Below are 25,139 nucleotides of genomic sequence, written 5' to 3'. Positions count from 1 at the left end.
CCCGCCGCACACCGCGACCGTACGTCGTCGGGGTGCGCCTGAGTACGACAGGTGCCTTCTCGTTGTCTTCTCCCGTAACCTCTCCTGCCGCGCGGCTGCGCGGTCTGCGTCCTCAGTGGCTGAACGATCCCCGGGTGTGGCGCACCGAGGTGCTGGCCGGTCTGGTCGTCGCGCTCGCGCTCATCCCTGAGGCGATCTCGTTCTCGATCATCGCGGGCGTCGATCCGGCCATCGGTCTGTTCGCCTCGTTCACGATGGCCGTGGTGATCTCCATCGTCGGCGGCCGCCGCGCCATGATCTCCGCCGCCACCGGAGCCGTCGCACTGGTCGTCGCGCCGCTCAACCGCGAGCACGGCCTGGGCTATCTGATCGCCGCCGTCATCCTCGCCGGGGTGTTCCAGGTCGCGCTGGGCGCGCTCGGCGTGGCGAAGCTGATGCGGTTCATCCCCCGGTCCGTGATGGTCGGATTCGTCAACGCCCTCGCCATCCTGATCTTCATGGCGCAGATCCCGGAGATGCGCGACGTGCCGTGGGCCGTCTACCCCCTCCTCGCCGGCGGCTTGGCGCTGATGGTCTTCTTCCCGAAGATCACCACCGTGATCCCCGCCCCGCTCGTCTCCATCGTCATCCTGACCGCCATCACCCTCGCCGCCGGCATCGCGGTCCCCACGGTCGGTGACAAGGGCGACCTGCCCTCCTCGCTGCCCGTCCCGGGCCTGCCGGACGTGCCGTTCACCCTGGACACCCTCACCACCATCGCCCCCTACGCCTTCGCCATGGCGCTGGTCGGCCTGATGGAGTCCCTGATGACCGCCAAGCTCGTCGACGACATCACCGACACCCGCTCATCCAAGACCCGCGAGTCCATCGGCCAGGGCATCGCCAACATCGTGACCGGCTTCTTCGGCGGCATGGGCGGCTGCGCCATGATCGGCCAGACCATGATCAACGTGAAGGTGTCCGGCGCCCGCACCCGCCTGTCGACGTTTCTCGCGGGAGCCTTCCTGATGGTGCTGTGCATCGTCTTCGGCCCGGTGGTCTCCGACATTCCCATGGCCGCGCTGGTCGCCGTCATGGTCATGGTGTCGTTCGCGACCTTCGACTGGCACTCCATCGCGCCGAAGACCCTCCGCCGTATGCCCGCCGGCGAGATCGCCGTCATGGTGATCACCGTCGCGTGTGTGGTCACCACCCACAACCTCGCCATCGGCGTCGTCGTGGGCTCGGTCACCGCCATGGTCGTCTTCGCCAAGCGTGTCGCCCACCTCGCCGACGTCACCGCCGTCACCGATCCCGACGGGACCACGGTGGTGTACCGGGTCACCGGCGAGCTGTTCTTCGCCTCGTCCAACGATCTCGTCGGCCGGTTCGACTACGCCACGGACCCCGACCGTGTCGTCATCGACCTGAGCGCGGCGCACATCTGGGACGCGTCCTCCGTCGCCGCCCTGGACGCCATCGAGACCAGGTACGCGCAGCGCGGCAAGACGGTCGAGATCACGGGCCTCAACCAGCCGAGCGCCCACATCCACGGCAAGCTCAGCGGCGAGCTCACCGGCAGCCACTGACCGGCGCCGGCCCGGCAGCCACTGACCGGTGCCGGCCGGCAGCGGGACGCACCACAGCCTCAGCTGAACCACGCGTGCGTGGACAGTTCGGGACGCGCCCCTCGAAGGGTGCGTCCGAGGACCACCGCACTGGAGATGAGGCCGACGTGGCTGAGCCCCTGCGGGAAGTTGCCGAGGAACGTTCCCGTGGTGGGGTCGATCTCCTCGGGGAGCAGGCCCAGCGTGTTCGCGTAGGAACACAACCGGTCGAAGAGCTCGTGGGCTTCGTCGACGCGGCCCTGTCCGGCGAGATTGTCGACCAGCCAGAAGCTGCACAGCAGGAACGCGCCCTCCGGCTGGTCGATGCCGTCGGGGGAGTGCTGGGGGAGGTACCGGTGGAGGAGGCCGCCCCCCGCGCCGAGCCGGTCGGCGATGGCACGGGTCGTCGCGATCATGCGCGGGTGGTCGGCGGGAACCACGCGGCGGAGGGGGAGAGCCAGCAGTGAACCATCCAGGGCTCCGCCCGTGCCCAGGTGCTCGGTGAGTGCGCCGGCTTCGTCGTCCCACGCCTCGCTGAGGATGCGTTCGGTGAGGTGACGCGCCTCCGTGGCCCATGTGTCCGCATCTCCGGGCAGGTTGAGGCGCCGGCACAGGCGGGCGGCTCGATCGAGGGCGACTTGGCACATCGCGGCGGAGTAGGTGAACGGCCGGCCCGGGGTCCGTACCTCCCAGATGCCGTGATCGGGTGTGCTCCATGCCGTTCGGGCCCTCTGGGCGAGGCCGGCAAGGCGCTGCCAGAGGTCGCTGCCGAGGGTGCCGCCGGTGGCGGACCACTGGAAGGCGCAGTCGAGGATCTCCCCGTACACATCGTGCTGCACCTGCTCGGTCGCGGCGTTCCCCCAGCGCACCGGCCGGGAGCGGCGATAGCCCTCCAGCGCGTCGTCAGCCGTCTCGGGTGCGGGAGCGCGGCCGTCGACGTCGTACAGGACGCGGGGGCGGTCTTGCCACTCGGCGGTGGTCAGAGCCCACTCGAGGAAGCGTCCGGCTTCCTTCGGCAGCCCGATGCGGCGGAGCGCGAAGACCGCGTAGGCGGCGTCGCGGATCCACGCGTAGCGGTAATCCCAGTTGCGTGCCCCGCCGATGCACTCGGGCAGCGAGGAGGTGGGTGCCGCGACGATGGCCCCGTTGTCCATGTGGTCCAGCAGCTTCAGGGTGATGGCCGAGCGGCGTACCAGCTCCGGGTGCGGCACGGCAGGCACCACGTACGCCGTCCATCGCCGCCACGCACGCACCGTCTCCGCCAGAGCCGCCTCCGCCGCGTCGGGCTGTGTGGGACGAGTGGCGTGCGCTTCCCAGTCGAGTACGACGCAGAGCTGTTCCCCCGCGGTCAGGCGGATGGTGCTGTCGAGCCCTGACAGGGGGTGCGAGCAGGCGAGGTGAAGGGAGAGCGGCTGCCGCGGACAGTCCACGTCCCAGCCGTGCGGCGTGCGGGTGAGCCGCCCGCCTCCCCGCGGGTGCAGCGACACGCGCACATCCACCTCGCCGTGTGTGACGCGGGCGCAGCGGAGCAGCCGGCCCGTTCCTGGCCGGCCGCTCACCTCCAGCCGGGTCGCCGGACGCAGCGCGAAGCCATCGGTCACCTCCACGACGCCGGTCGGCGTGCGAAGGTCGGTGACGAGGACCGCCGTGTCCTCGACATACCGCTGAGCGCTGTGGCGGACATCGTCCGGGGCGATGAGGAAGCGGCCGCCGCGGTGCCGGTCGAGCAGAGCACAGAACAGCGGCGGTGAGTCGAAGCGCGGTACGCACATGAAACTGATCGCCCCGTCGCGCCCCACGAGGGCTGAGCCGCGACCGTCGCCGATCAGCCCATGGTCAGCGATGGGCAGATACCCGTCATGCCTCTCCAGGCTCCTCCACGCACGCGCGGCCACAGCCACAGCTTCCTCCCACTCCCGGTCACCCCGCGCCGGCGCAAGGCCCGCCACGGGATCAGTAGGGCCCGCGCGCCGAGGCGGCAGGCACGGCGACTGTCACAGGGTCGGCTCGACGGGCGGAACACGAGCGAATCCGCCGCTCTCCTCACCTGCGGCGGGAGCGCGTGAACAGCAATGCCAAGGCGAGCACGAAGACCACGATGCCGATGGCCAGCAGATAGCCCAAACCTTTCACCACGGCGCCGATGAGTCCCAGGATGACGGCCAGGAGAACCAGAGCCAGGAAGACTGTCATGGCGAGCTCACCTCCGGGGTGGGAACGCGTCCGTCGCCGGCACGCACCTGTACCACCAGCGTGCCCTTGGCCCCTGCCTGGCGCGAGGCGAGCGCCGCTGTGGCGGCGCCGTGGCGCGGAGGACACTCGGACCACCTCGTCGGTGGGTCATGGGGCTCATGCGGGTCCCGTCCTTGCCGACGCCTCGGGCGGTGTTGTCGATGACCGGGATGCCGTTCCTGCCGGTGCGCCGGTGGGAGACGACGACGATCTCCTTGGGGCCCCGGTCCTCGATGAGCGAGAGGTGCGTCAGCCACGGGAGTGTTCCTCGTCGGAGGGAGAGGAAGTGGCGGGGGCTCAGGCCGAGGTGTCGGCCGGGGGCAGGGCGCGGGCGATGAGCTGCGCGAGATGGGTGCCGGTGCGGTCGGTCCGCTGGGCGATCTGGGTGCGGCAGCTGAAGCCGTCCGCGAGCACGTGCGTGCTGGGGGCGGCCGAGCGCACCGCGGGGAGCAGGACCTGCTCGCCCGCGGCGACGGAGACGTCGTAGTGGCCGCGTTCGAAGCCGAAGTTCCCGGCGAGGCCGCAGCAGCCGGAGGCGAGCTGGGTGTTGTCGATGCCCATGCGGTGCAGCAGTTCGGCGTCGGCGCCGAAGCCGGACGTGGCGTGCTGGTGGCAGTGGGTCTGGCTGATCGACTGGGCTTCGGTCCGCGGGGGCTCCCAGTCGGGGGCGTGGTGGACGAGGAGTTCGGCGAGCGTGACGGTTGCCCGCGCGAGGCCGCGGGCGTCGTCGTCGCCATGGAGGAGTTCGGGCAGATCGGTCTTGAGGGTCGCCGTGCAGCTGGGTTCCAGGCCCACGACCGGGACGCCGCCGGCGACCGCCGGGGCGAGGGCGGCGGTGGCGCGCTGGGCGATGCGGCGGGCGACGCCGAGCTGTCCGGTGGTGATCCAGGTCAGCCCGCAGCACTGCGTACCGTCCGGGACCCGGACACGGAAGCCGGCGTTCTCCAGCACGGCGACCCCGGCCTTGAGCACCTCGGGGGTGAAGTGGTTGTTGAAGGAGTCCACCCACAGCATCACCGGCCCCCGCGGGCCCTCCCCCCGCGCTGTGCGGCGGCGGAACCACGTCAGGAAGGTCTCGTCCGCGAAACGCGGAATCTCGCGCTGGGAGGCGATACCGCCGAGCCGCTTGACGAGCGGCGCCAGACGGGAGGAGGTAAGGGCGTTGACCAGCCGCGGCATCCGGGCCGCCGGCCGTGACAGCAGCGGCAGCCAGCCCATGGTGTAGTGCGAGAGGGGCCGGATGCGCCTCTTGTAGTGGTGGTGCAGGAACTCCGACTTGTACGTGGCCACGTCCACACCGACAGGGCAGTCGGCGCCGCATCCCTTGCAGGCAAGACACAGGTCCAGCGCGTCGCGGACTTCGGTGGACCGCCACCCGTCGGTGATCACCTCACCCTGGGTCATCTCGTACAGCAGGCGGGCGCGGCCGCGGGTGGAGTCCTTCTCGTCCATCGTGACCCGGTAGCTGGGGCACATGACGTCGCCGCGGTGGGCGGCGGTGCGGCACTTGCCGACGCCGACGCAGCGGCGGGTGGCCTTGGCGAAGTCTCCGTCGTCGGCGCGGAAGGAGAAGCCCGTCGCCGGACGAGCCAGGGGCAGCGGGGTGCGGTGCGGGCTGACCCGGAGGTTGCCGTCGATGGGCAGCGGGCGCACGATCATGCTGGGGTTGAGGCCGTTGTCGGGGTCCCAGATGTTCTTGAACTCCTCGAACAGGCTGATGACATCCGGCCCGTACATCAGGGGCAGTAGCTCGGAGCGGGCCTGGCCGTCGCCGTGTTCGCCGGACAGCGAGCCGCCGTGCGCCGCGACGAGCTTCGCGGCGTCGGTGACGAAGGCGCGGAAGACGGCGGTGCCCTGTTCGGTGGTGAAGTCGAAGTTGATACGGACGTGCAGGCAGCCCTCGCCGAAGTGCCCGTAGACGGCACCTTGAAGGCCGTACTGCTTGAGCAGTCGCGTGAATCGCCGAAGGTACGAGCCGAGTTGGCCGGGCGGGACGGCTGCGTCCTCCCACCCCGGCCAGGCCTCGCTGCCGTCCGGCAGGCGGGTGGCCAGGCCCGCTCCGTCCTCGCGGATGCGCCACAGCCGCTGGGCGCGCGCGGGATCGGTGATGACCTCGCTGCCGGTGAAACCGGCGGCCTGCCGGGCGGTCTCGGCAAGTGCCGTGGCACGCGAGGGCAGCTCGTCGCACGCGCCTCCCAGCTCCGCGAACAGCCACGCCGGCGCGGCCGGCAGGGTGTCGATCGCGGCCCGGGTCTCCGGGCGGGTGACGATGTCGGTGAGCGCGTGGTCGAGCCCCTCCAGCGCCAGCAGCCGGTGCTTGAGCAGGGCGGGTACGGCGTCGGCGGCGGCGCAGGCATCCTGGAAGCCGAGGACGACCAGAGCGCGTGCGGGCGGCGGGGAGATCAGGCGGACGGTCGCCGAGAGCACCACGGCCAGCGTTCCCTCACTGCCGACGAGGGCTCGGGCGAGGTTGAACCGGTGCTCCGGCAGTAGGTGTTCCAGCGCATAACCCGACACCTGCCGCGGAAACCGCCCCAGCCCGGTGCGCAGCACGGCCAGGTTGCTCTGCGCCAGCCGGTACAGGGAGCCGATCAGCCGCCCGCGGTCGCCGCCTGCGGCGATGGCCTCCTCGATCTCCTGCTGGGTCATCTCGCCGAGCCGGAGCACCGTGCCCCGGTAGGTGACCACTTCGAGTTGCAGGACGCTGTCGGCCGTACGCCCCCAGGCCACCGAGTGCGATCCGCAGGCGTTGTTGCCGATCATGCCGCCGAGTGTGCAGCGGCTGTGGGTGGACGGGTCGGCGCCGAACAGCAGGCCGTGGCCGGAGGCGGCCCTTTGCAGGTCGTCCAGCACGATGCCCGGCTGCACCGTGGCGGTCCCGGCCCGCGGGTCCAGCGCGAGCAGCCGGTTGAAGTAACGGGAGAAGTCCAGGACCACGCCCGGCCCGAGCGCCTGGCCGGAGGTGCTGGTGCCGGCACCGCGCGAGGTGACCGGCACCCCCAGACGGCGGCAGACGGCGATCACGTTGAGGACGTGCTGCCGCTCGCGCGGGAACACCACGGCGAGCGGGACGCGACGGTAGTTGGAGGCGTCGGCCGAGTACTGCGCCCGGCGGCCGGCGTCACCGGCGACCTCGCCGCAGTCCCCTCGGCGAAGGGCCTCGGTCAGAGCTGCCGCATCGAGGCTGCCGACGTCCCGCATGGTCGTGGTCACTGTGCTCGCTCCTCGGTGCTCGCCGGTCACGTTCGACCTGGTCCACCTCACGATGCGGGTCGGGCGGCACATCCCACAAGGACGAGCAGATCGAAAGGATTGACGGTAAAGAAGCAAAAAGTACTTAGCTTGTTCTTCTTGGTCTGACCTGGTCAGGTTCGGCGATGGTAAGCAGTGGTCGCATGCCGCGGTACAGACGTGGGTGCGCCGGTTGGGTGGCTGGGCAGGCCGGATTGGTGTTCGGCTCTTAGCATCGCGTTGAGAACCGCCGCCGCGCCTGGACGCGCGGACTGCAGGCGATGGCAGCCATGAGCCCGCGGTGAGGCACTTGGGAGACAAGGTGTTCCAATGCGTGTGATCCTGCGAGCGACCAGTATGGCCATGGTTTGTGCTCTGGCTGCCGGGTGCAGCGGTGCCACCGGTTCGCCGGCACCGGGAGGAGCGCCGCAGGTGCCGCGTGAGGGCATGAGTGCGTTTCACGGGCAGAAGGTCACGTGGCGCGCGTGCCCGGCTGATGAGGTGCCTGACTCGGTACCGGACTCACTGCGGTTCGAATGCGCTGCCGTCGAGGTGCCGCTGGATTACTCCCGCCCGGATGGCAAGACGATCAAAATTGCCCTCAACCGTCTTGCCGCCACCGACAGCAAGAAGCGGATCGGGTCGCTGCTGACCAATCCCGGCGGCCCCGGGGCGTCAGGACTGGACTACCTTTACGGCTCCGGGGCTGATTTCAGTCCTGGCGTGCGGGCGCGCTACGACATCGTGGGCATGGACCCGCGCGGCGTCGGCGAGAGCAGCGAAGTGCACTGCCAGACGCGGCGGGAGCAGGCTGACCTGGAACGCAAGACGGGTGCGGAATCGCCTGCCTTCGGCAAGGCCCTCGCCGAGGTCTGCAAGAAGCGAGCGGGCGACCTGCTGCCCGTCGTGGGCACCGACAACGCGGCCAGGGACCTCGACGTCGTGCGGGCCGCCCTCGGCGACGACAAGCTGAACTTCTACGGGGTGTCCTACGGGACCCTGTTGGGCCAGTTCTACGCTGATCAGTTCCCCACCAGAACCGGGCGGATGGTGCTGGACTCGGTCGTCGACCCCACCGTGTGGCCGGGAGACAGTGCGACCGAGGCGGTGGCCTTCGAGACCGCGCTCAAGGTCTTCGTCCAAAGCTGCGTCGACCGCGAGAACTGCCCCATGGGCAGCAGCCGCAGCGCCGCTCTGAAGAAGATCGACGACCTGGTCACCCAGCTCAACGCCAAGCCGCTGCAGGCGAACGGGAACGAGCCGATCACCGGTCTGAGCGTCGTCGGCATGCTCATGTCCGCAATGTTCCACGAGGAGCAGTGGCCCCAGCTCGCTCAGAATCTCGGCGCCGCGTTCAGGGGTGACATGGCACCGCTGACGGAGCTCCTCCGGGACGAGCCCGCCGCAGAGGGCGACCAGCAGTGGGTGTCTCAGAGCAACAACGCAGTGCGCTGCCTGCACCTGCGCCCCGATCAGCGCACCGCGCAAGCGGTGGCCGAAGCCAACGAGGAACTGTCCAAGGTCGCGCCGGTGTTCGCGGACATCTTCGTCGTGGTGCGAAACGCCTGTGTCTACTGGCCTGCCAAGTCCCTGCCCAACGCCGGCCGGGCACTGGAGACCGAGGGAGCGCCGGAGATCCTGCTCGTGCAGAACTCCTTCGACGCCGCCACACCCGCGCAGTGGGCCAGGAGCGTGGAAGGCCAGCTTGCCAAGGCGCGCCTGGTGGTCAATGTTTCGGGTGGACACGGCTTCTACACCATGGGCTCCTGCACGAGAAACGCCGTCGACGACTACCTGATCAAGGGCACCCTGCCGCCCCGTGGCAAGACCTGTCATGACCGGGCACGCGGCATCGCCGGCCCAAGCACCACACCGAGCGACTGAACCAGCGCAGCCAACGGCCGGCCAAGCCGCTGTCCGTCGCGCCTCAAGGCCGAGCTATAGGGCGAGTGGTTGTGCTGCCGAACCTTCTGGTTGTACAGTCGAACCATGTCGAAGGATCGCAGGACCGATGACCCGGTTGTCCTCCAGAAGGCACTGGGGAATTTCATCCGCGCCTTCGGGCTGCACCAGCCGGAAACAACCCCCTGTGGCCAGGCGATCCCCGTCTCCGAGGCGCATGCCCTGGGCGAGCTGGCGCAGGAAGGGGAACTGCGGCAGGTGGAACTGAGCCGTCGGCTGCGGCTCCAGAAGAGCACCGTGAGCCGACTGGTCGGGCAGTTGTCCGCCCGCGGCTGGCTGGAACGCGTCCCGGCACCCGAGGACGGACGGGGCGTCGTACTGCGACTCACCTCCTCGGGACGGCGAGCTGCGCAGAACCTCGACGACGCACGACGGGAGCGGTTCTCCCGACTACTTGAATCGATCCCGGATCAGGAAAGAGCGGGCGTACTGCACGCCCTGGACGTCATGGTGGAGGCACTGGGTGAGTAACGGCAGTCGCCGGGCCCTGGGCGCGGGTGCGGCTGCGGCCGTCGTCGGCGCGGCGGTGGCTGTGGCCCTGGTGGCCGGCGGATCACAGCAGGACCCGGACGACCGGCAGACAGACCGGCAGAAGGCGGTGGCCGAGCGGGGCCAGAGCGTGATGCCCTTCGACCTCGAACAGACCACGCACCACTTCACGCCCACGGCAACGGGCGGAATCCAGGAAGTCGTCGCCGACCGGCGCGGCGATGCCGAGCAGGTCGACCTGATACGCGCGCATCTGCGAAAGGAGGCCCAGGCGTTCAGCCGGGGTGACTTCTCAGACCCGGCTCGGATCCACGGCGCGGACATGCCCGGCCTCGCCGAGCTCCAGGACGGCTATGACCGCTTCGAGGTGCGGTACGGGGAGCGCGCGGACGGAGCCATCTTGACCTACGCCACGGACGACCCCCGGCTGGTCGATGCCCTGCACAACTGGTTCGAGGCCCAGCTCGGCGACCACGGCGGGCACGCCAAGCCCGGCCATTGAACCGGCGGCCCGTCGACACGTGCGCACTCTGAGCTCGGACGCAGCAGCACGTCCGGAGCCATGATGAGGCGGCTTGCGCAAGCTGGTCCGGTCGAGTCGCCGGGGGCTCGCCCCGTCGTGCTGCCTTCCGGGTGAGCCGGCCTGGTCATACGCCTTTCGGAGCGCTAGCGAGCCGCTCGTCCTCGCGAGCGTGTCGGCGGGGCGTGCATGATCGGCCGTCCATCGCCTCGGCCGGCACCGCGAGCGAGAACCGCTCTTGGTACAGCCGCATCACCCGCAGGGCCGGCTCGCGAGGGATGGGTACGTCCGGATAGTCCAGGCCCAGGGCGAGGTCCACACCGCCGGAGGCGACGGAGTCGTACAGCTCGTCCACGTCCATGTCGCGACTGCGTACGGCCAGACGCGGATGGGCCGCGCGTACCCGCCGAGACCCGGGTGATCTGCTGCGACACCCCGCCGGGCGTACAGCCCAGCGCCTGGTCAGCTCCACCAGGGAGCGCAGCTGGGAACTCGCCCAGATCAAACCCGCCAACTGGTCATGGACGCCAACGGTCAGGTTGCTGCACGATGACGGACAGGCAGCTGATCAGCGCTCTCCGTCACGCCACTGACAGCCCATGCCACGCCCGGACGGATGTCCTCCGCCTGAGGCGTCGGCCCCGGGAAGGGACGGCCTCTTGTCCACCTCATCCACCTTCCGCACCGTTCCCCGGACCGCCGATGTCGTGATCATCGGCGGCGGCGTGATGGGTGTCGGCATCGCGTTCCACCTGGCCGAGGCAGGGGTGCGCGACATCGTCGTGGTCGAGCGCGGCGAACTCGGCTGCGGCAGCTCGGGCAAGCCGATCGGCGGAGTGCGCGCCCAGTTCTCCGACCCGCTCAACATCGAGCTCGGCAGCCGGAGTCTCCGCGCCTACCGGGACTTCCCGCACCGCCCAGGTGCCGACATCCGCCTCGACAGCGTCGGCTATCTCTTCCTGCTCACCAGCGCCCGGCAGGCCGCCGACTTCGAGATCAGCGTCCGGCTCCAGAACGATCTGGACGTCCCCAGCCGCATGATCAGCCCCGACGAGGCCCGCCGGCTGTGTCCGTACATCCGTACCGAGGGCCTCGTGGCCGCCGTCCACTCACCCACCGACGGCCACGCCCGCCCCGGCCTGGTCGTCAGGGGATACGCCGGCGCCGCCTCCCGGGCCGGCGTCACCTTCGCCACGCACACCACGGTCACCGGCATCGACACAACCGGCGACCGTGTCACGGCCGTGCACACCGACCAGGGCCTTATCTCCTGCTCCACCGTCATCTGTGCGGCTGGCGCCTGGTCGGGACAGATTGGCGACATGGCCGGCGTCGACCTGCCCGTACGGGCGGTGCGCCGTCAGGTCGCCTTCACCGAGCCGCTGACACCCCCGGCGCCTCGCATTCCCTTCACCATCGACTTCGCCTCGTCGGCCTACTTCCACAACAGCGACGACGGGCTGCTGTTCGGCCTCGCCGACCCGGACCAGCCGGACGGCTTCGACACCACCTGGACCCCCGAATGGCTCGCACTCTTCCGGGACGTCGTACGGCACCGCGCCCCCGCCCTGGCCGACATGGAGACCGCCGGCGGCTGGGCAGGACTGTACGAGGTCACCCCGGACCACAACGCGCTCATCGGACGCTCCGGCGAACTGGACAACTTCCTGTACGCCACCGGGTTCTCCGGCCACGGCTTCCTCCAGGCCCCCGCCGTGGGCGAGATCGTGCGCGACCTGTATCTGGGCCGCACCCCGTTCGTCGACATCTCCCCGCTCAGCGCCGACCGCTTCCGGTCCGGCGCCGGCGTCCGGCCCGAAGCCCACGTGGTGTGACATGCACGCGGGAGGTCCCGGCCTGTCTTCGGGGCCATGGGCATGCACCCGGTGGCTTCTACGAGGAGCCGGCACGAAGGCGCACCATCGCCCATTCCACGTCGCCCGGAACTGGAACTCGACGGCGCGCCGGACTGACCCCGCCGGCCCAACCGCCTCACACTTCACCCTCACCCCTCACCCCTCACCCCTCACCCCTCAAGGGAGCATCATGGTCAGCACCACCCTGCCCACCACCGAGGACCTGCGCACCCGGGCCCGTACGAGTCTGGAGCGCGTCGGCGCCACCGTCCCGGACGGCGCCGACCTCCATGCCCGCACCCCCATCACCGGCGAGAACCTCTTCGGCCTGACCGCCGCGACCGCCGCCGACACCGAGGAAGCCATCGCCGCCACCCGCGAGGCGTTCCTCACCTGGCGCACCACGCCGGCGCCCCGCCGCGGTGAACTCGTCCGCCGGCTGGGCGAGTTGCTGCGCGACCACAAGAGCGACCTGGCCGACCTCATCACCATCGAAGCGGGCAAGATCCGCTCCGAGGCGCTCGGTGAGGTCCAGGAGATGATCGACATCTGTGACTTCGCGGTCGGCCTGTCCCGCCAGCTCTACGGCCGCACCATCGCCTCCGAGCGGCCCGGTCACCGCCTCGCCGAGACCTGGCACCCCCTCGGCGTCGTCGGCGTCATCTCCGCGTTCAACTTCCCCGCCGCCGTCTGGTCGTGGAACACCGCCGTGGCGCTGGTCTGCGGGGACACCGTGATCTGGAAACCGTCCGAGCTGACCCCGCTCATCTCGCTGGCCTGCGACCGCCTGCTGGCCCAGGCGGCCGGCGAGGTCGGCGCCCCCCGCGACGTACACCGTCTGGTGCTGGGCGACCGCACCGTCGGCGAGAAGCTCGTGGACGACCCGCGCGTCGCGCTCATCAGCGCCACCGGCTCCACCCGTATGGGCCGCGACGTCGGCCCGCGTGTCGCGGCCCGGTTCGGGCGCAGCCTGCTGGAGCTCGGCGGCAACAACGCGGCCGTCGTCGCTCCCTCCGCCGATCTCGACCTCGCGGTCCAGGGCATCGTGTTCGCCGCCGCCGGCACCGCGGGACAGCGCTGCACCTCCCTGCGCCGCCTCATCGTCCACCGCGACATCGCCGACACGCTCGTCGCGCGTCTGACGGCCGCGTACGCCAAGCTCCCCATCGGCGACCCGTTCGACCGGAAGACCCTCGTCGGACCGCTCATCTCCAGCACGGCCCTCGACGGCATGCAGGACGCCGTCGCCCGGGCCCAGGCACAGGGCGGCAAGATCCTCGCGGGCGGCAGCCGGCGTCTGGCGGACGCCGCACCGCAGGCCGCCTACGTCGAGCCGGTCCTCCTCCGCGTGGACGAACAGACCGACGTCGTCAGGGAGGAGACCTTCGCGCCCATTCTCTACGTACTGACCTACGACGCCTTCGAAGAGGCCATCGCCCTGCACAACGACGTCCCGCAGGGCCTGTCCTCCAGCATCTTCACCCGTGACCAGCACGAAGCCGAACTCTTCCTCTCCTCCGAGGGCTCCGACTGCGGCATCGCCAACGTCAACATCGGCACCTCCGGCGCCGAGATCGGCGGCGCCTTCGGCGGGGAGAAGGAGACCGGCGGCGGCCGCGAGTCCGGCTCCGACGCCTGGCGCGCCTACATGCGCCCGGCCACCAACACCATCAACTACTCCGGCAAGCTCGCCCTCGCCCAGAACGTCAGCTTCCTCTAGACCCGCGCCTCATCCACCACCAGCGCGACTGACCGTCCCCGTGCCGGCGCACACGGAACGGGGACGGTCGGCCCCGCGCGGTGGGCGACAGCCGCTGGGAGTCAAGGACCTGTCAATAAGGCGTAGGGAGCGTGTAAGGTCGCAAGCGGAGTGCCGGGAAGCCTGGTCGGCGATACAGGACACGTGTCTTTGCCGATCGGGGGATCTTCTCATGGTGCTCGTCGCCGTCTTCGGTGCCGCGCTGCTCATCGCCGTGCTGCTGTCGGGTCTTGCGGCGCGGACGGTCCTGTCCACCTCATTTCTCTTCCTCGTCGGTGGCGCGCTGGTCAGCGACGGCTTCCTGGGCCTCATCCACATCACCCCGGACAGTGAGATCGTCTCGGTCACTGCCGATCTGGCCCTCTTCGCGGTGCTGTTCACCGACGGCATGCATGTCTCGTTCCCCAAGCTGCGGGAGAACTGGAAGAACCCGGCCAGGGCGCTCGGGCTCGGCATGCCGATCGCCTTCGTCGGCATGGCCCTGACCACCCACTACCTGGTGGGTCTGGACTGGACGACGTCCTTCCTCGTCGGCGCGGTCCTGGCTCCCACGGACCCGGTCTTCGCCTCGGCGATCGTGGGCCGCAAGGAAGTCCCCGCCAAGCTCCGGCAGTTGCTCAACATCGAAAGCGGTATCAACGACGGACTCGCCCTGCCGGTCGTGCTCATCCTCATCGCCGCCGCAGGGCCCACAGCCGGTCACGCGGAATCCTCACTGGGAAAGATCGGGCTGGAACTGGCGCTGGGCCTGGCCTTCGGTATCGTGCTGCCGCTCGTCGTCAACGGTCTCGTACGGTTCCACCTCCTCGGTGCCGAGCCGAAGTTGCAGCCGCTGCTGCCGCTGGCCACCGCCGTCCTGCTGTACGCGGCATGCCACCTCACACACGCCAACCCCTACCTCGCCGCCTTCTCGGCCGGCGCTGTGTTCACCGCGGTGTCGGCCGAGGCGAAGACGGCGTTCGAGCCGCTCGGGGAGGCGCTGGCGGAGCTGGCGAAGTTCGCCGCGCTGCTGGTGTTCGGGGCCCTGCTGACACCCCAGTTGTTCGGTGACCTGTCGATCGGCGGGTACATCGCCGTGATTCTGGCGATCGTGCTGATCCGTCCGGCATCCATGCTGATCTCACTGATCGGCACGCGCTTCGACCGTCGCGAGAAGCTCGTAGCCGCCTGGTTCGGCCCCAAGGGCTTCGCCTCGGTCGTGTACGGGCTGCTCGTGCTCCAATCCGGGATTCCGCAGGGCGAGGAGGCATACACCCTCATCGCCGTGTGCATCGCCTTCTCGATCATCGCCCACAGCAGCACCGACGTGCCCATCGCCCGCATCTTCGACGTTGACGACATCGCCGGCATCCCCTCGGGGGACACGACCGGGGGCGACGCGACCGGGGGCGACACGACCGGCGGCGACCGCGAAACCCGACCAACCGTCAGTGGCGCACGCCGCGACAGCTGACTCCTGAGGACAGTGGTGACCGTCCAATGTCCGCCAACCGTGAGGAATAACGAAATGGGATGGTTTCTCGGTCTCGGCGTCGCGGGACTCGTGTTGCTCGTCCTGGCGCTGCTCTTCGACGGGCTGCTGGAGGGAGTGTTCGACGGGTTCGGCGGTGGGCTGGACGGCTTGCTGTCCCTGCCCGTGATCGCGGGATTCATGTCGATGCTCGGCTTCGCCGGGGCGATCACGCTCGGGGCCACCGGGCTCGGGGCCGCCGGAGCGGCCGGCGTCGGCGTCCTCGCCGGCATCGGGGCGGCCTGGCTGACCTGGCGTTTGAGTGGTGCCCTCATGCGAGGCCGGACGGATGAGGCACCTCGAGGTGACGACCTCGTGGGCACCTCCGGCTCGGTGGTCACCGCGATCCCGGCGTCGGGCTATGGCGAGGTGCTGCTCCACCTCGGCGGGCAGCCGGTCAAGTACGCCGCGAAGAGCGCCACTCCGGTCGCACGCGGTACCGAAGTCTGGGTCGATTCCGTCCTGTCCTCCACATCCGTTTCGGTCAGGCCCGTCACACGTTGACCGCCGCTTCCGACCTCTTTTTTCTCTACACAAGGGAATGTGAAATATGAGCCCTGTACTCACCGCTGTGGTGGGCATCGTCGTGCTGATGGTGCTGCTCGCCCTCGTCGTCATCACCCGCTACAAGGTCGCCGGACCCAGCGAGGCGTTCATCATCACCGGGCGCCGTGGCAAGAAGTCCACCGATCCGGACACCGGCCGGGTGTTCACCGACAACAGCGGCCAGAAGGTCGTCGTCGGCGGTGGCGTCTTCGTCGTCCCCTTCGTCCAGCAGAAGTTCACCCTTGACCTCTCCTCCCGGCACATCCCCGTCGCCGTGCGCGGCGCGGTGACCCTGCGCGGAGTGAAGGCCAACCTGGAAGGTGTCGCGATCGTCAAGGTCGGCGGCACCGAGGACTCCATCCGGGCCGCCGCCCAGCGGTTCCTGATGCAGCAGGACGGCATCGTCGGCTTCACCCAGGAAGTGCTGTCGGGCGCGCTGCGCTCCATCGTCGGCCGGATGTCGGTCGAGGACATCATCCGCGACCGGGCCGCCTTCGCCGGCCAGGTCGCCGAAGAGGCCGAGGCCAGCCTGTCGGGGCAGGGTCTGGTGCTGGACGCCTTCCAGATCCAGGACATCACCACCGAGGGCTCCTACCTGGAGGACCTGGGCCGGCCCGAGGCCGCCCGCGCCAAGCAGGAGGCCGACATCGCCGAGGCCGTCGCCCGCCGGGCGTCCGAGCAGGCCCGGCTGAAGGCCGAGGAAGAGATAGCGATCGCGCAGCGGACCTTCGCGCTCAAGCAGGCCGAGATCAAGGCCGAGACGGACGAGGCCGCCGCGAAGGCCGCGGCCGCCGGACCGCTCGCCGAGGCCGACCGCCAGCAGGAGATCCTCAGCCAGCAGGAGAAGGTCGCCGTACGGCAGGCCGCGCTCACCGACCGCGAACTCGACACCCAGGTCCGCAAGCCCGCCGACGCCGCCCGCTACCGGGCCGAGCAGGAGGCCGAGGCCCGCCGTATCGCCCAGGTCAAGGAAGCCGAGGCAGAAGCCCAGCGCGCCCGCCTCACCGGTGAGGGCGAGAAGGCGCACCGCGCCGCACTCGCCGACGCCGTACGCATCGAGGGCGAGGCCCAGGCCGCGGCCATCGCCGCCCGGGGCTCCGCCGAGGCCGAGGCGATGCGCAAGAAGGCCGACGCCTTCGCCCAGTACGGCGATGCCGCCGTCATCCAGATGCTGGTCGAGATCCTGCCCCAGGTCGTCGCGAAGGCCGCCGAACCGCTCAGCGCCATCGACAAGATGACCGTGATCTCCACCGACGGCGCCGGCCAGCTGCCGCGCACGGTCGCCAACAACGTGACGCAGGGCATCGAACTGCTCAGCGCCGCCACCGGAGTCGACCTGACGCAGATGCTGCACGGCATCACCGGAAAGGGCAGGGAAGCGGCGGTCACGCCCGCCGACCGGCCCTCCGACGACGGCAGGATCGCCGTCACCGGCTGAGAACGGCCCGGGCGGGCGGGGGACGCCGATGCTGAGCCGGGGGAGGGGGAGGGGTGTGGCGTACGCCGACGTGCCGCTGGCAGGGAGCGCGGGCGCCACGCCCCACCCCCTTCCACTCGACCGACCGCGTACGAGCCGGGCCACCCGCACGTGCGATCAGCGCAGCCGCAGCTTCTCCCACCTGGCAGCATCCCGCAGACCGCCGTAGTCAGCGCCCGGCTCGTCGGGATGTGGCCAACGAGGGACCGCTACGAGCGTCACGCACGTGTGCGGCGCGGCCGGCGCGGGGATGGCCGTGATCATGACGCAGACTCTCGCTCACGCCCGCCGCCCCGTCCGGCAACTGCTCGCCGCCTCGGTGGGCAACGCCGTGGAGTGGTACGACTGGTACGCCTACACCTTTCTCGCCACGTATATCGCCGGCCAGATCTTCCCCAAGAGCTCCGGAAACTCCCTGGTCCCCCTGCTGTCCACCTTCGCCGTGTTCGCCGTGGGCTTCTTCATGCGGCCGGTGGGCGGGCTGCTCATGGGGGCCGTCGCCGACCGGCACGGCCGGCGCGTCGCCCTGACCGCCACCATCCTCCTCATGGGCGGCAGTAGCCTCCTGGTCGGCCTGACACCGACGTACGCCTCCGTGGGCATCCTCGCCCCGGTGATACTCGTGGCCGCCAGGCTGCTCCAAGGTCTCTCAGTGGGCGGTGAGTTCGCCGCGTCCACCACCTTTCTGGTCGAGTCGGCCGGGCCGGGCAGGCGCGGTCTGTTCTCCAGCTTCCAGTACGTCTCCACCACCATCGGCCAGCTCGCCGCCTCCGGTATCGCCGCGGCCCTCGTCAGCGGCCTCGGCGACGGACAGATGGAGGGCTGGGGCTGGCGGGTGCCGTTCCTCGTGGGAGCGGTGCTGAGCCTCGTCGGCTTCTGGATCCGGCGCGGAGCCGAGGAGACGCTCCGCCTCACCGGGGAGGGCGCCGCCCAGCCCCGCCCCGGGCTCTTCGACGCGCTGCGCCGCCACCCGCGCGAATCGCTGCTCATCTGCGGCATCACGGCCGGCGGCACCATCGCGTACTACACCTGGACCTCCTACCTGCCCACGTACGCCGAGCTCAACGCCGGTATCGACAAGGCCGACGCGCTGCTCGCCGGCACGCTCTCGCTCGCCTTCTTCGCCCTGCTCCAGCCGCTCGGCGGACTCCTGTCCGACCGCTACGGCCGCAAACCGCTGCTGCTGTTCTTCGGCGTCGGCTTCGCCCTGCTGAGCGTGCCGCTGCTGCGCTCGATCGGCGGTTCCTTCGGCTCGCTGCTGCTGGTCCAGTGCGCGGGCATGGTCCTGCTGACCGGGTTCACCTCGATCTCGGCGGCCGTCAACGCGGAGATCTTCCCCGCGCGCGTGCGGGCCGCCGGGATCGGGTTCCCCTACTCCCTCACCGTCGCGCTCTTCGGTGGGACGGCGCCCTACGTGGGCACGCTCTTCAAGGAGTTGGGCCGACCGGGCCTGTTCCCGTGGTACGTGTCCCTCCTGTGCCTGGTGTCCGTGGCCGTGTACCTGCGGCTGCCCGAGAGCGCCCACAAGGAACTGGACTGACCGACATCCACGCTTCCGCCAACGGACGCCCTGCCGCCCGCCGCCCCCCGCCCCCCGCCCGCCGGCGGCCCAAGGCTCATGGCTCCCGGTGCGCGTCGTGCCGCAGTGGCGTGATCTGCTCGATGTCGTAGCGGCCGCGCAGCGCGGAGATCGCCGCGTGGTCCGGGGGCCCGGGCCGGTCCAGGATCTCGATCAGCTCTTCGAAGTAGCGCTCGTGATCCGGGGGCGGGGACGCCTGGAAGAACATCTTGGCGGGCCTGTCCGTACGGTTGGCGAACGCGTGCGGGCAGCCCGGCGGGACCACGATCACCGTGCCCGGCGTGGCCAGGACGGTACGTCGGCCGGACAGGGACTCCCAGTGCCGCCAGTCGTCGCCCGTCCGGACCCGTGGCTCGAAGGCGAGCACGTCGAGCTCGCCCTCGAGGATGTAGAACAACTCCTCGCTGCGGGCGTGCACATGGGCCCCGACGTCAAAACCCGGAGGCACGATCACCTCGAAGCTGGACGCCGCCCGGGAGTGCTCACCGGTCACCTTGAAGGTGACCTGCTGGGCGGGCGCCCGCAGCGTACGGCCGTGCCCGGTCGGCACCAGCAGGCCGTCGGGGGCCTCGGCCAGCAGGGACGCCGGCGCCCCCTGGTGCGCGGTCACCAGGTCACCGGCAGCGACTCGGGCCCGCGGATCAGCGCACCGCGGCGGAACCGGACCTCCTCCACCGGGACGGCGAAGCGAAGCCCTGGGAACCGGTCGAGGAAGGCGTCCACCAGCAGCTCGGTCTCCAGCCGGGCGAGCATGGCACCGACACAGAAGTGCGGCCCGTACCCGAACGCCACATGCGGATTGGGCTCCCGGTCGAAGTCCAGCGTCTGCGGGTCCGGGAAGACGTCCGGGTCGCGGTTCGCCGCCAGGTACGAGACGTAGACCGGATCGCCGGCCCGGATGCGTACACCCGCCACGGTCACGTCCTCCAGGGCGATGCGGGACAGACCGACGGCGCTGCGGTGCGGGATGTAGCGCAGCATCTCCTCGATGGCACGCGGCCGCACGGCCGGCTCCTCGCGCAGCCGCGCCAGGTGCTCGGGGTGCGTGAGCAGGATGAAGAGCATATTGCCGCAGTTGTTGGTGACCGCCTCGCCGCCGATCTGGATCAGCAGCGCCAGGCCCACCGCCTCCGAGGCGGTGATCTCCCCGTTCGCCACGGCGGTGCCCAGCAGCCCCATGACCCCCTCGTCGTCGCTGTCGCCGTCGCGCGGCTGGCGCAGCAGGTCGGCGAAGTAGTCGCACATGTCCTCCTTGGCCCGCTGGCTGCGCTCGGCACCCTGCGCGGAGGACAGGATCAGGCCGGTCCACTCGCGCATCTTCGGCCGGTCGATCGCGGGCACGCCCATCAGCTCGCAGACCACGGCCAGCGGGAACGGCGCCAGCAGCCGCTCGGTGAAGTCGGCCGGCGGCCCGTCCACCAGCACCTCGTCCACGAGCTCGTCCAGCAGCGCGCGGGCCCGCTCCCTCAGCTTCTCCACGCCCCGCGTGGTGAACGCGGGCGCCACCGCCCGGCGCAGCCTGGTGTGATCGGGGGGGTCCTCGAAGCCCACCGCACCGTCGACGGGGATGAAGTGCGGGGCCAGCCGGGTGACGTCGTTCTTGACGACCAGCTTCCGGCTGAAGCGGGGGTCGTTGGTGACCGCCCTGACGTCGTCGTACCGCGTCACCAGCCACGCCCAGCCGTCCCCGTTGGGCAGCTTGATCCGGCTGATCGGTCCCTCGCGCATCAGCTCGGCGAGCACCGGGTCGAACTCCACCCCGAACAGGTCGAGGGCGGGCCAGTGGCGTACGGGGGGCAGTGCGGCTGTGGTCGTCTCATCCAGCACGGGTCGGTTCCTCCACCAGGGCACGGTCGGGTACGTGATCGGGTACGCGGTCGGCGACGCTCCAGCGGCCGAGCGACATCTCGGCCGTGATGCCCGGGCCGAAACCCGCGAGCAGACCGCGTGCGGTGTGATGGGTGCTTCCTTCGTCGAACAGCCGCCGCAGCGCGTCCAGGACGACGGCGCTGGCGATGTTCCCGTACTCGGTCAGCGTGGCCCGGCTGAAGCGGAACGCCTCCGGCGGCACGCCCAGGTACTTGCTGAGGTCGTCCAGGATTCGCGGACCACCGGCGTGGATGATGTAGAAGTCCAGGTCCGACGCGTCCCAGCCGTGCTGCTTCGCCAGTTCCTTGAGGGCCGGCGCCAGGGGCTCCATGGTGCCGGGCACCCGCTTGTCGAGCTTGAAGTGGAACCCGGTGGCACGCACGTCGTACGCGATCCACTCCTCCGTCTCGGGCACCAGGTACGAGCCGTTGCGCTCCAGCGACACGCCCGTACCGCCCCGGCCGCGCATCACGGCGGCCGCCACGCCGTCGCCGAACAGGCCGTTGGAGAGCAGGTTGCCCACACCGAGGTCGGTGGGCTGGTAGCACAGCGAGCAGAACTCGCATGCCACGATCAGCGCGTTCGCCTCGGGATAGGCGGTGCAGAAGTCATGGGCCCGGTTGATCGCCGCACCGCCCGCGGCGCAGCCGAGCTGGGCGATGGGCACCTGGCGGGTGTCGCCGCGAAAGCCCATGGTGTTGATCAGCCACGCCGTGAGTGACGGCATCATGAAACCCGTGCAGGAGACGTAGATGATCACGTCGATGTCCGCGGGACGGAGCTCCGCGTCCTTGAGCGCCTGCTCGATCACGGCGGGCACCCGGGCCTTGGACTCCGCCTCGTAGATCTGGTTGCGTATCTCGAAGCCGTCGTGTCGGAGCGTCTCCTCGATCGGCCGCAGGAGATGCCGCTTCCGCACGCCGGTGTTCTCCATCAGACGCAAGGCCAGCTGAAGCTGGGGGTGGTCGGCGTGGATGGTGCGCGCCAGGTCCAGCGTCTGCTCCATGGTGATCACATGCTCCGGAACGGAGACCGCCGGTCTGCACAACGTGGCCATGAGTCAAGCCCTTTCGTCGCGATTGCACCTCAAAGAATCCCGGAGCGGCGCTCGTCGCGCGCGTCGAGGAATTCCCGCCCCCTTACGTCAAATCGGTGACACGGCGCCCTCCCCACCCGGTGGAATACCGGCGGCATCGCGTTCGTACGGGGCTCACGCCGATCCGGCGGCGCAACAACAGCGCAGGACGGGGTGCGCATCCGTGTCACCCATAAGGAGCAATACGGGGCCGTCCGGCCCGCCCCGCGCCACCCGGGTCCGTGCCGCTCGGGGCTCCCGTGCCGCTCGGGGCTCCCGGCTGCCGAAGCCCGCCGGAAAGGCGCCGGGACCGGGCCGTGCGCCCGGATGGGCGAACAGCGGCTGCCCCGCGCCGAGGGGAGCCGGACCATGAACGAATGCCCCACCACCTGCGCATCGTCCACGGCTGCCCGAACGCCACCGAACTCGCGGCGCTCACCGCCGTACTCACCGCGCTCGCCTGCCAACGCGCCGCCGAGTGCCACCGGCCCCGCCCGGCCTCGCGCCGGGCCGACTGGGACCGGGGCTGGCGCGCCCACCCGCCCTCCGGCTCCTGGCGCGCCCGGCTCGCCGTCCCGCCCCACCACCACCGCTGACCGGGCGGCCCCGCCGTGCGCCTGCTCCTGACCTCCGACACGCACGTGCCCACACGCGCCAGAGAGCTGCCCGCGCAACTCATGGCGGGCATCGAGGAAGCCGACGTGGTGATCCACGCCGGCGACTGGGTGGACGTCGCCACCCTGGATCTACTGGAGGCCCGCGCCAGGCGGCTGCTCGCCGTCCACGGCAACAACGACGGCCCCGAGCTGCGCGCCCGCCTGCCCGAAGTGGCACGCGCCGAGCTCGGCGGGCTGCGGTTCGGGGTCGTCCACGAGACCGGTCCCGCCCAGGGCCGCGAACGCCGCTGCGAGGAGCGCTTCCCCGACCTGGACGTGCTGGTGTTCGGCCACAGCCACATCCCCTGGGACACCACGGCGCCCGGCGGGCTGCGGCTGCTCAACCCCGGCTCGCCCACCGACCGCAGGCGCCAGCCCTACCGCACGTACATGACCGCCGCCGTCTCCGGCGGTCGGCTGACCGAGGTCCGGCTCCACCGCCTGCCGCCGCGTACGACGGCCGGAGCGCCCGCGCCCTCCCGCGACCGGTGAGGTTTCCGCCCCCCTTCGGACCGGACGGGGCGGTACGGATACGGTTCTGGGGTGGTGATCGACAGGGAGGACGCGGCGGGGACCGCGCTGTTGCTGGCGGCGGCTCCCATGGGCAAGGGACGTCTGATCGACGCGGTGGGCGTGCTCCCCGCGCTCGCCGCCGTGCCTCCGGGCGCGCTGACCGGCACCGCGGCCGCGACGCTGGTCGAGCTGGCGGACCCGCTCGACCCCCAGGCCGTCCTGACCCGGCTGCGGGCCGTCGTCGCAGCGCCCGGCCCGCTGTCCCTCTACATCACCGGGCAGCTCCACCTCGACCCCAGGCAGCGCCTGCCGCACCTGGCCCTCGCCCGTGCGGCCCCCTCGACCCTGCGCTACACCGGCCTTCCGTGGCACTGGATCGCCGGAGAGCTGAAGCTGCGCCGGCCGGGCACGACCACCGTGGTCGTCGATCTGGCCGCCGACGAGCAGACCTGGCAGCACCTGGCCACCGACCGCGCGCCCCTGGCCCTCTGCCACGGGGTACGCCTCTACGGCCGCGTCGTCCCGCCGCCGGGGCGCCGTACGATCCTGGCCCCCGACTACCTCAAGGCGTGCGCCGCCATCTGGCGCAGCGGGGCGCGGCCCCCGCTCAGCGACCTGCACGCGCAGGCCATCGCGCAGTCAAGCGCGCAGCCCGGCGGCCACGGCGCCCTCGTTTTCGCCACCGACCTCCCGGTCGCGCCGCAGGCACCCGTGCCGTCCCTCGTGTCCCCGGTGCCCCCGGCCCCCGCCGCCCCCACGGACACGTACACCGCTACCGACGCGCTGCCCGCGATCCTCGCCGCCGCCCAGGCCGGCCGTCACGAGGAGGCGGCGGCAGCCGCCGCGGCCTGGGAGCGGCACGCCCGCCAGACGCACGGCCCCGGCTCGCTCCAGGCGATCCACTGGACGGAGGTACGGGCCGACCTCGCCCGCCTGGCGGGCGACCCGGCGGAGAGCTGCCGGTTGTGGATGACCGCCGCCCAGGCCCGGCTGGAGCGGCAGCAGACCCGCGACGACCCCGACGTCGAAGGCGCCGTCGACCGCGCCCACCACCAGTGGGAGCGACTGAACGACCCCGAAACGGCCCGCGCCCTGGCCCCCTCCCTGATCGCTCTGCGCCGCCTGGTCCCCGGACGCCAGCGCGGTGCCCTCCAGGTGCTGCAACGCCGGCTCGAACGCTGGCACGACACCGCCGGCCCCGCCCTCCCAGCCTGAGCAGGCCATGCCATGAGCGGTGGCTGAAAGCGGCCCCGCGCGGCGCCTCATCAGCGGCATTTCCCCTCCCGCCGCGCCGCCCGTCCCTACGATGTGCCTCTCGTACGATCCGACGGCCAACACGGGGATGAGGACCAAATGGCACGCGAGTTGTGGAGCCCTGACGCCATCGACACGAATGTGCCCAGCGTGGCGCGCATGTACGACTACTTCCTGGGGGGCAGCGACAACTACGCGTCCGACCGCGAGGCCTGCGAAATCCTGCTGAAGCAGGTGCCCAGCACCAAGGCGCTGGCGGTCAACAACCGCCACTTCCTGCGGCGGGTCGTGCGCGTGCTGGCCGCGGAGTACGGAATCCGCCAATTCATCGACCACGGCTCCGGCTTGCCCACCCAGGACAACGTCCACCAGGTCGCCCAGGCCATCGACCCCGCTTCCCGCGTCGTCTACGTCGACAACGACCCCATCGTGCTGGCACACGGCCGCGCTCTGCTGGACGAGAACGACCGCACCGCCGTCATCCAGGCCGACATGCGCGACACCGAGGGCATCTTCGAGCACGAGGAGACCCGCCGGCTGATCGACTTCAGCCGGCCCGTGGCGGCCCTGTTCGTGTCGGTGCTGCACTGCATCCCGGACGAGGACGACCCGGCCGCTCTGGTGCGGCGCGTCGCCGACAGGCTCGTACCGGGAAGCTTCCTCGTGGTGTGCCAGCTCGTCAGCGACCGTCCGGAGATCCGCCAGTTCGTGACGGACTTCATGGCGGAGGCCACTGGCGGGCACTGGGGCCGGGTGCGCGAGGAGCACGAGGTCACCCAGTTCCTCACCGGCCTGGAGATCATCGAACCGGGCCTGGTGGAAGTGTCGACGTGGCGACCGGACAACGACCTCGCCCCCACCCAGCAGACCGACGAATGGGTCGAGTGGGGCGGCGTGGGCCGGGTCCGCTAGCGTCCCGCCGCCCATGGCTCGTGGCACCGGGGCCGGACGGGCTCACCCGCGTCCGGCCCCGGTGCCGCAACACCACGTCTCGCGTCCGCGCCCCGCGTCAGCGTCCCGCGTCC

General features: G+C 70.8%; 21 protein-coding genes. 14 read left to right on the top strand and 7 right to left on the bottom strand.

Annotation, left to right across the window (positions count from 1 at the left end):
• Window positions 1-62: 62 nt before the first annotated feature.
• Window positions 63-1,568 (top strand): SulP family inorganic anion transporter, encoded by a 1,506-nt coding sequence (locus QWM81_RS22850; RefSeq protein ID WP_290114156.1) that lies wholly within the window; start codon window positions 63-65, stop codon window positions 1,566-1,568.
• A 59-nt stretch (window positions 1,569-1,627) separates the two neighbouring features.
• On the opposite strand, the gene QWM81_RS22845 is transcribed toward QWM81_RS22850, so the two are convergent.
• From QWM81_RS22845 to QWM81_RS22835, 3 genes are all read right to left on the bottom strand, one after another.
• On the bottom strand, window positions 1,628-3,481 hold the full coding sequence (locus tag QWM81_RS22845; RefSeq protein ID WP_290114155.1) for a glycoside hydrolase family 15 protein: 1,854 nt from the start codon (window positions 3,479-3,481) through the stop codon (window positions 1,628-1,630).
• A gap of 148 nt (window positions 3,482-3,629) precedes the next feature.
• Window positions 3,630-3,779: a hypothetical protein gene (locus QWM81_RS22840; protein WP_290114154.1), complete on the bottom strand. Its 150-nt coding sequence runs from the start codon at window positions 3,777-3,779 to the stop codon at window positions 3,630-3,632.
• A 336-nt stretch (window positions 3,780-4,115) separates the two neighbouring features.
• On the bottom strand, window positions 4,116-7,019 hold the full coding sequence (locus QWM81_RS22835) for an FAD-binding and (Fe-S)-binding domain-containing protein (protein WP_435372428.1): 2,904 nt from the start codon (window positions 7,017-7,019) through the stop codon (window positions 4,116-4,118).
• 360 nt (window positions 7,020-7,379) lie between these two features.
• On the opposite strand from QWM81_RS22835, the gene QWM81_RS22830 reads away from it, so the two are divergent.
• The 3 genes from QWM81_RS22830 to QWM81_RS22820 all read left to right on the top strand — a co-directional run bounded on the left by QWM81_RS22830 (window position 7,380) and on the right by QWM81_RS22820 (window position 10,002).
• Window positions 7,380-8,933: an alpha/beta hydrolase gene (locus QWM81_RS22830; RefSeq protein WP_290114152.1), complete on the top strand. Its 1,554-nt coding sequence runs from the start codon at window positions 7,380-7,382 to the stop codon at window positions 8,931-8,933.
• 105 nt (window positions 8,934-9,038) lie between these two features.
• Window positions 9,039-9,482, top strand: a complete 444-nt coding sequence (locus QWM81_RS22825) for a MarR family winged helix-turn-helix transcriptional regulator (RefSeq protein ID WP_290114151.1) — start codon at window positions 9,039-9,041, stop codon at window positions 9,480-9,482.
• On the top strand, window positions 9,475-10,002 hold the full coding sequence (locus tag QWM81_RS22820; RefSeq protein WP_290114150.1) for a DUF2613 family protein: 528 nt from the start codon (window positions 9,475-9,477) through the stop codon (window positions 10,000-10,002). Before QWM81_RS22825 ends, QWM81_RS22820 begins: the two co-directional genes overlap by 8 nt.
• Before the next feature lie 145 nt (window positions 10,003-10,147).
• Here the strand turns inward: QWM81_RS22820 and QWM81_RS22815 are convergent, their stop codons facing one another.
• Window positions 10,148-10,492, bottom strand: a complete 345-nt coding sequence (locus tag QWM81_RS22815) for a LysR substrate-binding domain-containing protein (protein WP_290114186.1) — start codon at window positions 10,490-10,492, stop codon at window positions 10,148-10,150.
• Between the two features lie 187 nt (window positions 10,493-10,679).
• Here QWM81_RS22815 and QWM81_RS22810 point away from each other — a divergent pair, with 187 nt between their 5' ends.
• From QWM81_RS22810 to QWM81_RS22785, 6 genes are all read left to right on the top strand, one after another.
• On the top strand, window positions 10,680-11,855 hold the full coding sequence (locus QWM81_RS22810) for an NAD(P)/FAD-dependent oxidoreductase (protein WP_290114149.1): 1,176 nt from the start codon (window positions 10,680-10,682) through the stop codon (window positions 11,853-11,855).
• 211 nt (window positions 11,856-12,066) lie between these two features.
• On the top strand, window positions 12,067-13,596 hold the full coding sequence (gene amaB, locus QWM81_RS22805; protein ID WP_290114148.1) for an L-piperidine-6-carboxylate dehydrogenase: 1,530 nt from the start codon (window positions 12,067-12,069) through the stop codon (window positions 13,594-13,596).
• A 211-nt stretch (window positions 13,597-13,807) separates the two neighbouring features.
• Window positions 13,808-15,088, top strand: coding sequence for a cation:proton antiporter (locus QWM81_RS22800; protein WP_290114147.1), 1,281 nt, complete (start codon window positions 13,808-13,810; stop codon window positions 15,086-15,088).
• A gap of 54 nt (window positions 15,089-15,142) precedes the next feature.
• Window positions 15,143-15,649, top strand: coding sequence for an NfeD C-terminal domain-containing protein (locus tag QWM81_RS22795; protein ID WP_290114146.1), 507 nt, complete (start codon window positions 15,143-15,145; stop codon window positions 15,647-15,649).
• 46 nt (window positions 15,650-15,695) lie between these two features.
• The gene (locus QWM81_RS22790) at window positions 15,696-17,129 is read left to right on the top strand and encodes a flotillin family protein (RefSeq protein WP_290114145.1); all 1,434 of its coding nucleotides are present in this window, start codon (window positions 15,696-15,698) and stop codon (window positions 17,127-17,129) included.
• Between the two features lie 289 nt (window positions 17,130-17,418).
• Complete coding sequence (locus tag QWM81_RS22785) at window positions 17,419-18,708, top strand: MFS transporter (RefSeq protein WP_435372427.1); 1,290 nt, start codon at window positions 17,419-17,421, stop codon at window positions 18,706-18,708.
• Between the two features lie 76 nt (window positions 18,709-18,784).
• On the opposite strand, the gene QWM81_RS22780 is transcribed toward QWM81_RS22785, so the two are convergent.
• Genes QWM81_RS22780 through QWM81_RS22770 form a run of 3 tightly spaced genes read right to left on the bottom strand, consistent with a single transcriptional unit; the run spans window position 18,785 to window position 21,673 of the window.
• The gene (locus QWM81_RS22780) at window positions 18,785-19,357 is read right to left on the bottom strand and encodes a cupin domain-containing protein (RefSeq protein WP_290114143.1); all 573 of its coding nucleotides are present in this window, start codon (window positions 19,355-19,357) and stop codon (window positions 18,785-18,787) included.
• Window positions 19,354-20,574: a cytochrome P450 gene (locus QWM81_RS22775; RefSeq protein ID WP_290114141.1), complete on the bottom strand. Its 1,221-nt coding sequence runs from the start codon at window positions 20,572-20,574 to the stop codon at window positions 19,354-19,356. The genes QWM81_RS22780 and QWM81_RS22775 overlap by 4 nt, the downstream gene beginning before the upstream one ends.
• Window positions 20,564-21,673, bottom strand: a complete 1,110-nt coding sequence (locus tag QWM81_RS22770) for a type III polyketide synthase (RefSeq protein WP_290114140.1) — start codon at window positions 21,671-21,673, stop codon at window positions 20,564-20,566. The genes QWM81_RS22775 and QWM81_RS22770 overlap by 11 nt, the downstream gene beginning before the upstream one ends.
• Window positions 21,674-22,068: 395 nt before the next feature.
• Here QWM81_RS22770 and QWM81_RS22765 point away from each other — a divergent pair, with 395 nt between their 5' ends.
• From QWM81_RS22765 to QWM81_RS22750, 4 genes are all read left to right on the top strand, one after another.
• Window positions 22,069-22,287 (top strand): acyl-CoA carboxylase subunit epsilon, encoded by a 219-nt coding sequence (locus QWM81_RS22765; protein WP_290114139.1) that lies wholly within the window; start codon window positions 22,069-22,071, stop codon window positions 22,285-22,287.
• 15 nt (window positions 22,288-22,302) lie between these two features.
• Window positions 22,303-22,839, top strand: a complete 537-nt coding sequence (locus QWM81_RS22760; protein ID WP_290114138.1) for a metallophosphoesterase family protein — start codon at window positions 22,303-22,305, stop codon at window positions 22,837-22,839.
• A 51-nt stretch (window positions 22,840-22,890) separates the two neighbouring features.
• On the top strand, window positions 22,891-24,075 hold the full coding sequence (locus tag QWM81_RS22755) for a hypothetical protein (protein ID WP_353938337.1): 1,185 nt from the start codon (window positions 22,891-22,893) through the stop codon (window positions 24,073-24,075).
• Between the two features lie 138 nt (window positions 24,076-24,213).
• On the top strand, window positions 24,214-25,026 hold the full coding sequence (locus QWM81_RS22750; RefSeq protein ID WP_290114137.1) for an SAM-dependent methyltransferase: 813 nt from the start codon (window positions 24,214-24,216) through the stop codon (window positions 25,024-25,026).
• Window positions 25,027-25,139 lie beyond the last annotated feature (113 nt).

It is taken from the genome of Streptomyces ficellus (assembly GCF_030406405.1).
Classification (GTDB): domain Bacteria; phylum Actinomycetota; class Actinomycetes; order Streptomycetales; family Streptomycetaceae; genus Streptomyces; species Streptomyces ficellus_B.
Note: the sequence above shows the minus strand (reverse complement) of the source record. Positions and strands in the feature narration are given on the sequence as shown.